Genomic DNA, 7651 nt, shown 5'->3' on the forward strand with positions numbered 1-7651 from the left:
GGCCGCCGAGGCGCCGGCGGCCGGGCCTCGCGGCGGCCTGCGTCGGGGTGCTGGTCGCCGGAAGCCTCGCCGGCGGCGTCTACGGAGCGCTGACGGTGAAGGAGCCCGGGCACGCGCGGGGCGGCACCACCGTCGCCACCCAGCCCGACCCGCTGCGCAACGGACCGGTGACCAACCTCGACACCGCCGCCGGGCAGGTCGCCCCGCTGCGCCGCGTCGTCCCGCCGGACGTCCTGGCCGTGGGCGGGACGACGATCAGCCGCGCGCAGGTCGGCAGGATCCGGAAACTGGGCCGCGTCAAGGACGTGATCGCGGTGGCCGGCGGCGCCGTCCAGCTCCAGGGACGGCAGGTCAACGCGTTCGCCGTCGACCCGTCCGCGTTCCGGTCCTGGACGCCGCCCGGCACCGCCAAGCGCGCCGACCTGTGGAACGCCCTGGCCGCCGAGCAGTTCGTGGTGTCGGCCAACGCCGCCGAACAGCTCCAGCTCAGCCGCGGCTACCAGTACCCCGTCGTCGGCCGGACGGTCCCGAACCTGGTGCTCGGCGGGTCCGGGAACCTCGGCCTGCCCGGCATCGACATGCTGGTCAGCCGGAAGTCCGGCACCGCCATGGGCCTGGTGGACGACATCGCCGTGCTGGTGAACGCCCCCGGCGCGGACCCGGTCAAGCTCGCCGGGCAGGTGAAGAAGGTCCTCGGCACGGGCGCGAACGCGGTGAACCTGCACGAGAGCAAGTACCAGCCGTCCGGCCAGGGCGGCCGGGCCGGCAGCTACCTCGACCTCTACCGCCGGGCCGCCACCACCTGCCCCGGCCTGTCCTGGACGGTCCTCGCCGCGATCGGGCAGGTCGAGAGCGACCACGGCCGCAACCCCGGCCGGTCCAGCGCGGGCGCCCTCGGGCCGATGCAGTTCATGCCGGCCACGTGGGCGATCTACGGCGTGGACGGCGACGGCGACGGCAAGGCCGACATCATGAACCCCTACGACGCAATCCCCGCCGCCGCCAAGTACCTGTGCGCCAGCGGAGCGGGCGGGGGCGGCCGGTCGCTCTACCGGGCCAGCGGAGCGGGCGGGGGCGGCCGGTCGCTCTACCGGGCGATCTTCGCCTACAACCACGCCGACTGGTACGTCCAGAAGGTCCTCGCCCTGGCCCGCGCGTACGCCGCCCAGTACAAGTAGGCCCTGCCGCATGATCGGTGAGACGCTGCCGCACGATCGGTCCGGACTCTCCGCCCCGTTTCCCGAGCTCGGCAGGGGGTCGGTGAAGGGGGGCGGGCGGGGGCGTTTGGCGTCGCCTGGTTGGATTGGAGACATGAGCCAGGCGACGACGGCGGGCTATGACGCGCTGCTGCTGATCTCGTTCGGCGGCCCCGAGGGCCCGGACGACGTGATCCCGTTCTTGGAGAACGTCACGCGCGGGCGGGGGATCCCGCGCGAACGGCTCGCGAAGGTCGGCGAGCACTACCACCTGTTCGGCGGCGTCAGCCCGATCAACGGGCAGTGCCGCGAGCTGAAGGCGGCGGTCGAGGCGGACCTCGCCGCGCACGGCCTCGCGGACCTCCCCGTCTACTGGGGGAACCGCAACTGGGACCCCTACCTCACCGACACCGTCCGGCGGATGACGGACGACGGCGTCCGGCGCGCCGCCGCGTTCGTCACGTCCGCCTACGACGGCTACTCCTGCTGCGGCCAGTACGCGCAGGACATCGAGCGCGCCCGGGCCGAGGTGCCCGGCGCGCCCGAGATCGACAAGCTGCGGGTCTACTACAACCACCCCGGCTTCGTGGAGCCGTTCGTGGAGGCCGCGCGCGCCGCGCTGGCCGACCTCCCGGACGATCTCCGGGACGGCGCGCACCTGGTGTTCAGCGCGCACAGCGTCCCGCTCTCCCAGCCGGGCCGCGAGCTGTACCAGGCGCAACTGGAGGACGTCTCCGCCTACGTGGCCGAGCACGCCGCGCCCGGACGTCCCTGGAGGCTCGTCTACCAGAGCCGCAGCGGCCCGCCCACCCAGCCGTGGCTGGAGCCCGACATCGGCGACCACCTGGAGGACCTGCACGCCGCCGGAGTTCGGGCCGTGGTGAACGTGCCGATCGGGTTCGTCTCCGACCACATGGAGGTCAAGTACGACCTCGACGTGGAGGCCGCCGGGACCGCCGACGAGCTCGGCCTGACCTTCCGCCGCGCCGCCACGCCCGGGACGCACCCCCGGTTCGTCAGCATGGTCCGCGAGCTCGTGCAGGAGCGCGCCGGGACGGACCGTCCCGCGCTCGGCTCGCTCGGACCCCGCCCCGACACCTGTGGAGAATGCCGATGACCGACCCGTCCGAGCTGCTGGAACTCGCCCTGGAGACGGCCCGCGAGGCCGGCCGGATGCTGGTGGACAAGCGGCCCGCCGACCTCGGCGTCGCCGCCACCAAGTCCAGCCCGACCGACGTGGTCACCGAGATGGACCGGGCGTCCGAGCGGCTGATCACCGAGCGGGTCCGCGCGGCCCGGCCGCGCGACGCGTTCCTCGGCGAGGAGGGCGGCTCCAGCGGCGGCGACAGCGGCGTCCGGTGGGTCGTCGACCCGATCGACGGCACCGTGAACTACCTCTACGACCTGCCGGACTGGGCGGTCAGCATCGCCGCCGAGGTGGACGGCGTGACCGTCGCCGGGGTGGTGGAGATGCCGCGCCGGGGCGAGACCTACACGGCCGTCCGGGGCGGGGGAGCGCTGCTGCACACCGCGTCCGGCGTCCGCGAGCTGCGGGTCAACACGGGGGTCCCGCTCGACCGCGCCCTGGTCGCCACCGGCTTCGGCTACTTCCCGGAGCGGCGCGCCCGCCAGGCCGAGGTGCTGGCGGGCGTCCTGCCGCGCGTGCGCGACATCCGGCGCGGCGGCTCCTGCTGCGTCGACCTCTGCTCCCTGGCCGCCGGACGCGTCGACGCGTACTACGAGCGCGGCGTCCAGGCGTGGGACGTCGCGGCGGGCGCGCTCATCGTCGAGGAGGCCGGCGGACGCGTCCAGGGGCTCGCTGGAGCGCCCGTGAGCCCCGAGCTGTGCGTGGCCGCCGCCCCCGACCTGTTCGACGCCCTGCACGCCGTCCTGGAGCCCCTGGACCCCGCCAGGGACTGACGCAGAAGGCAGGCCCCGGACGCGGGGGTGTCCGGGGCCTTCGTGCGCTCACGCAGCGGGGGCTTGCGAACCGGGGGCTAGTCGCACCGGGGTGCGTCGATACCGATGTCGTTGTTCGCTGCGATCCGGCGCAGTTCCTTGATCTCCTCCTGGCTGATGTCCACCAGGTAGATGTCGCCTTCTGCGTGGGCGTGGCGCAGCGACTCGTAAGCGTTGTCGAGACGCTGCTGGATCTGGCGTGACAGCTCGCCCATGGGCCTCCTCCCGGATCGGACCGTCCCTACCCACGCCTACGCTTGACTCAAACCTGTTTCCGAGCGCGAATGCGCCGTGTGGCCGGGGCGGCACCGTCCGGTCCCGGCGGGCCCCTTACGAGGCTCTTACGAGCCCTGTGGCATACCGGAGGGGCAGTGCGAGAACGCACATCGAGGGGGAGTTCGTGAGGGTTCTGGTCGTCGAGGACGAGCGGGTGCTCGCCGACGCCATCGCCACGGGCCTGCGCCGCGAGGCGCTGGCGGTGGACGTGGCCTACGACGGGGCGGGCGCGCTGGAGCGCGCCGGCGTCAACGAGTACGACGTCATCGTGCTCGACCGCGACCTGCCCAGGGTGCACGGGGACGACGTGTGCAAGCAGCTGGTCGCGCAGCGCTACCCGGCCCGCATCCTGATGCTGACGGCGGCGGGCGAGCTCGACCAGCGCGTCGAGGGCCTGTCCATCGGCGCCGACGACTACCTGCCCAAGCCGTTCGCGTTCACCGAGCTGGTCGCGCGGGTGCGGGCGCTCGGCCGGCGCGCGTCCGCGCCGCTGCCGCCCGTGCTGGAGCGCTCGGGGATCACCCTCGACCCGTCCCGCCGGGAGGTCACCCGCGACGGCCGGCCGATCGAGCTGACCCGCAAGGAGTTCGCGGTCCTGGAGGTGCTGATGGGCGCGCAGGGCGCGGTCGTCAGCTCCGAGCAGCTCCTCGAGAAGGCGTGGGACGAGCACATCGACCCGTTCACCAACGTCGTGCGGGTGACGATGATGACGCTGCGCAAGAAGCTGGGCGATCCGCCGGTCATCGAGACCGTCCCCGGCGTGGGGTACCGGCTGTGAGCGCGCCCGAGCCCGGCCGGGACGAGACGTCCCCTGGCAGGAACGAGGCGTCCGCGCCCGCCGGACGCCCTCCCGGGCACGACGGCAGGCCCGGCGGCCCGGCGGGTCCGGGCGGCTCGGCGGGTCCGGGCGGCCCGGCGGGTACCGGTGAGACGGGGGCCAACGGCGGTCATGTCGGGGTGGTGACGACCGGGTCGTTCGCCATGCCCGGCGACCGGCCCGCCGAGGGCCGCGGCGAGGGCTCCTCGCTCCTGGCCGACCTACGCTCCCTGCCGAACCGGATCAGCGTCCGCCTGCGGCTGACCGTCCTGTACGGCGCGCTGTTCTTCCTGGCCGGGATGCTGCTGCTGTTCGTCACCTACCTGCTGCTGCGGTCGGTGCTCGACTCGGTGTTCCCGGCGGGCACCGGCATCCGCTACCCGGACGGCAGCTACATCTCGTCCGAGGCGATCCGCGACCTGGCCATGCGGCGGATGCTGATCCGCTCGCTGCTGGCGCTGCTCGGTGTCGGGATCATCGCGGTCGTGATGGGCTACTTCGTCGCCGACCGTGCGCTGTCCCCGCTGCAGCGGGTCACCGCGACCGCGCGCCGCCTGTCGGAGTCCACCCTGCACGAGCGGATCGCGCTGGACGGCCCCGAGGACGAGATCAAGGAGCTCGCCGACACCTTCGACGCGATGCTGGCGCGGCTCGGCGACGCGTTCGACGCGCAGCGCCGGTTCGTCGGCAACGCCTCGCACGAGCTGCGCACCCCGCTGGCGATCAACCGGACGCTGCTGGAGGTCGCGCTCACCGATCCGGAGGTCTCCGACGACCTGCGGACGGTCGGCCGGACGCTGCTGGCCAACAACGCCCGGCACGAACGGCTCATCGAGGGCCTGCTGCTGCTCGCCCGCAGCGAGCGCGAGCTGACCACGCGCACCCCGGTCGACCTGTCGGAGGTCGCCGCGACCGTGCTGACGAACCTGGAGCGCCGCGAGCAGCCGAACGAGGTGACCGTGCACCGCGAGCTGACCAGCGGCACGACGCTCGGCGACCCGGTCCTGCTGGAGCACCTGGTCGGCAACCTGGTGGACAACGCGATCAAGCACAACTCCGACGGCGGCGAGGTCTGGGTCCGCACCGGCGTGCTGACGGGGTACGCGACCGTCCAGGTCGAGAACACCGGCCCGGTCGTCCCGGCGTACGAGATCGAGCGGCTGTTCGAGCCGTTCCGGCGGCTGAACGCCGACCGGCTGGAGTCCGCCAAGGGCGCGGGGCTCGGGCTGTCGATCGTCCGGTCGGTGGTGGTGGCCCACCGGGGCCGCGTCTACGCCGCGCCCCGCCAGGGCGGCGGCCTGGTGATCACCGTCCGCCTGCCCCTCACCTGAGCCCGGCCCCTCGTTCGCGCCATGACGGTCCGCGATGATCGCGGCGTCGTCGTCCCACCGATCGGCCGGCGGCCTCGGAGGTTCGGCGCCGCGCCGGAAGGGTGACCGCGGTCGGTGCGCCTGCGGGTCACCACGGGTGGCGGTCCAGGAAGTCGCCCACCTCCCTGGCGAAGGCTTCGGGGGCGTCGGAGTACAGCCAGTGGCCGCAGCCGGGCATCTCGACCAGGGTCGTGCCCGGCCGTTCGGCCACCATGCGGTGCGCCGTCGGCTCGGAGAGCATGAACGTCTCGCCGCCGCGCAGGAGGAGCGCCGGCCGGCCGCCTCGGGCGGACGCGCGCCATGCCTGCGAGTGGTCGCCGACCAGGGCCCGCTGGGAGGCCATCAGCTCGTCCAGGTCGAACAGGAAGCCCCAGCCGTCCTCGAACTCGGCGGCGCTGTCCATGAAGTACGAGGCGTCCGGGATGCCGTGCGCCTCGACGGCCTCGCGCAGGGCGTCGCGGGACGGGGCGCGGCGGGGCCAGTCCGAGACGTCCAGGACGGGACGGGTCTCGGGTTCGGTGTTGAGGACGGTCATGTCGACATTGATCAGTGCCGACACCAGGGAGGGGCGCCGCGCGGTCAGCGTGAAGGCGACGGCGGCGCCCATGGAGTGCCCCAGGACGGCGACGGGGCCGGTTCCGAGGGCGTCGATGACCGTCGCCGCGTCGGCGACGTAGGCGTCGGGTGTCAGCAGGCCGCCGTGGGCGGAGAGTCCGTGCGAGCGCTGGTCGGGGGCCACCACCCGGTAGCGTCCGGCCAGCGCCTCGGCGAGGGGCGCGAAGACGCCGCCGTGGCCGAAGTGGCCGTGCAGGGCCAGCAGGACGGGCCCGGGCCCTCCGAAGTCCCGGACGGCCAGCTCGATCCCGTCGCTTTCCACGCGTCGCACGTCCATGCCGCCCATGATCGCGGACGGCGGGGGGCAGAGATGGCGCATATGCGGCCGTACGTCCCGGCGGCTCTGCCGGCATGGCAGAACCTGTCCGATGGATCGGGCACGGCGGCGCGGGGAGCGTGTTCCGGAAAGTGAACGAGCGGTGGGGATCCGGCCGAAGCCGGGTCGCCCACCGCTCGTCTGTTCCGCAGCCTCCGTGCCGGTCATCCGGCGCGGAGGCTGCTCACCCGGCGCGGAGGCCGGTCACTTGCTGACGGTGCCGAACGCCTCGGGGCTGGAGTCGCTGAGGTTCTCCCGCCAGTCCCACCGCATCGTCTTCAGCTTCAGGAAGTCGCCGGTGGTCGGGTAGAAGGTCACGTACCCGGCGGCGCACTTGGAGGTGTCGCTGATGCTCGGGGTCTCCCGGTACACCACCTTGCCCGAGGACGCGGTGCCGGAGATCGCCGACAGCCGCGTGTAGCAGGTGTCCTTGCCGTCCGGGTAGGTGTAGGTGGCCATCCCCGACGAGTTGATGATCGAGAACTTCGCGGTGAAGTTGCGCCGGGCGGTGTTGGCCACCCCGGGCTGCTGCGCCGACCCCGACCACACGCCGATGATGCCGGTGGCGCCCGCGCTGCCCGACGACCCGGAGTACGGCGTGTACGACGGGACGCTGAACGTCGGGCGGGGCGTCGGGTCGTCGCCGTTGGAGGCGATCACGGCGATCACCACGACGATGATCGCGACGAGCGCGAGCACGCCGCATCCGATGCCGATCGCGAGCGGCGCGTTCGACCCGCCCGACTTCGGCGGCGCGTACGTCGGCGGCGGGAGCTGACCCTGCGGACCGGTCGGCGCGTAGGCCGGCGGTCGCTGGCCCTGCTGCGGCGGGGCGCCCTGGTACATCGCCATGGGCGGAGGGGTGATCGGCTGCGGCGGCGGGGTCACCGGACCGGCGCCGCCCTGCCCCGGGTAACCGCCCTGGCCCTGGTAGCCGCCGCCCTGGTACCCGCCCTGCCCCTGGTATCCGCCCTGGTGCAGCGGCATGGGCGGCGGGGTGATCTGCTGACCGCCGCCGTACGGCGGCTGCGCGGGCGGCACGTGCGGCGCCGGCGGGGCGTCGAGGCGCGCGGCGATGCGGGTGCCCTGGTCGAGCAGCGCG

The 7651-nt window shown here is 73.7% G+C and carries 7 protein-coding genes and 1 pseudogene; 5 read left to right on the plus strand and 3 right to left on the minus strand.

Features of this window, described 5'->3' with window-relative positions:
• The 3 genes from DZF91_RS41900 to DZF91_RS08435 all read left to right on the plus strand — a co-directional run.
• Positions 1-1178: lytic murein transglycosylase (locus DZF91_RS41900; RefSeq protein ID WP_199486499.1), on the plus strand; the 1178-nt coding region annotated here is incomplete at its 5' end.
• A gap of 133 nt (positions 1179-1311) precedes the next feature.
• Positions 1312-2313, plus strand: a complete 1002-nt coding sequence (locus tag DZF91_RS08430; protein WP_117356922.1) for a ferrochelatase — start codon at positions 1312-1314, stop codon at positions 2311-2313.
• Positions 2310-3116, plus strand: a complete 807-nt coding sequence (locus DZF91_RS08435) for an inositol monophosphatase family protein (protein WP_117356923.1) — start codon at positions 2310-2312, stop codon at positions 3114-3116. The genes DZF91_RS08430 and DZF91_RS08435 overlap by 4 nt, the downstream gene beginning before the upstream one ends.
• A 77-nt stretch (positions 3117-3193) precedes the next feature.
• On the opposite strand, the gene DZF91_RS41030 is transcribed toward DZF91_RS08435, so the two are convergent.
• Positions 3194-3370 carry a hypothetical protein gene (locus DZF91_RS41030; RefSeq protein WP_199486500.1) on the minus strand — a complete coding sequence of 59 codons (177 nt, stop codon included), beginning with the start codon at positions 3368-3370 and terminating at the stop codon, positions 3194-3196.
• A gap of 185 nt (positions 3371-3555) precedes the next feature.
• Between DZF91_RS41030 and DZF91_RS08440 the strand changes: the two genes are divergently transcribed.
• Together DZF91_RS08440 and DZF91_RS08445 are read left to right on the plus strand one after the other, a co-directional pair.
• Positions 3556-4209, plus strand: a complete 654-nt coding sequence (locus DZF91_RS08440) for a response regulator transcription factor (RefSeq protein WP_117356924.1) — start codon at positions 3556-3558, stop codon at positions 4207-4209.
• Positions 4206-5579, plus strand: a complete 1374-nt coding sequence (locus tag DZF91_RS08445) for a sensor histidine kinase (protein WP_235834162.1) — start codon at positions 4206-4208, stop codon at positions 5577-5579. Before DZF91_RS08440 ends, DZF91_RS08445 begins: the two co-directional genes overlap by 4 nt.
• A gap of 127 nt (positions 5580-5706) precedes the next feature.
• On the opposite strand, the gene DZF91_RS08450 is transcribed toward DZF91_RS08445, so the two are convergent.
• Together DZF91_RS08450 and DZF91_RS39575 are read right to left on the minus strand one after the other, a co-directional pair.
• Positions 5707-6510: an alpha/beta fold hydrolase gene (locus DZF91_RS08450; RefSeq protein ID WP_199486501.1), complete on the minus strand. Its 804-nt coding sequence runs from the start codon at positions 6508-6510 to the stop codon at positions 5707-5709.
• 243 nt (positions 6511-6753) lie between these two features.
• Positions 6754-7651: pseudogene (locus tag DZF91_RS39575) on the minus strand (serine/threonine protein kinase); the annotation flags it as partial.

The organism is Actinomadura logoneensis (assembly GCF_003428695.1).
Taxonomy (GTDB): domain Bacteria; phylum Actinomycetota; class Actinomycetes; order Streptosporangiales; family Streptosporangiaceae; genus Spirillospora; species Spirillospora logoneensis.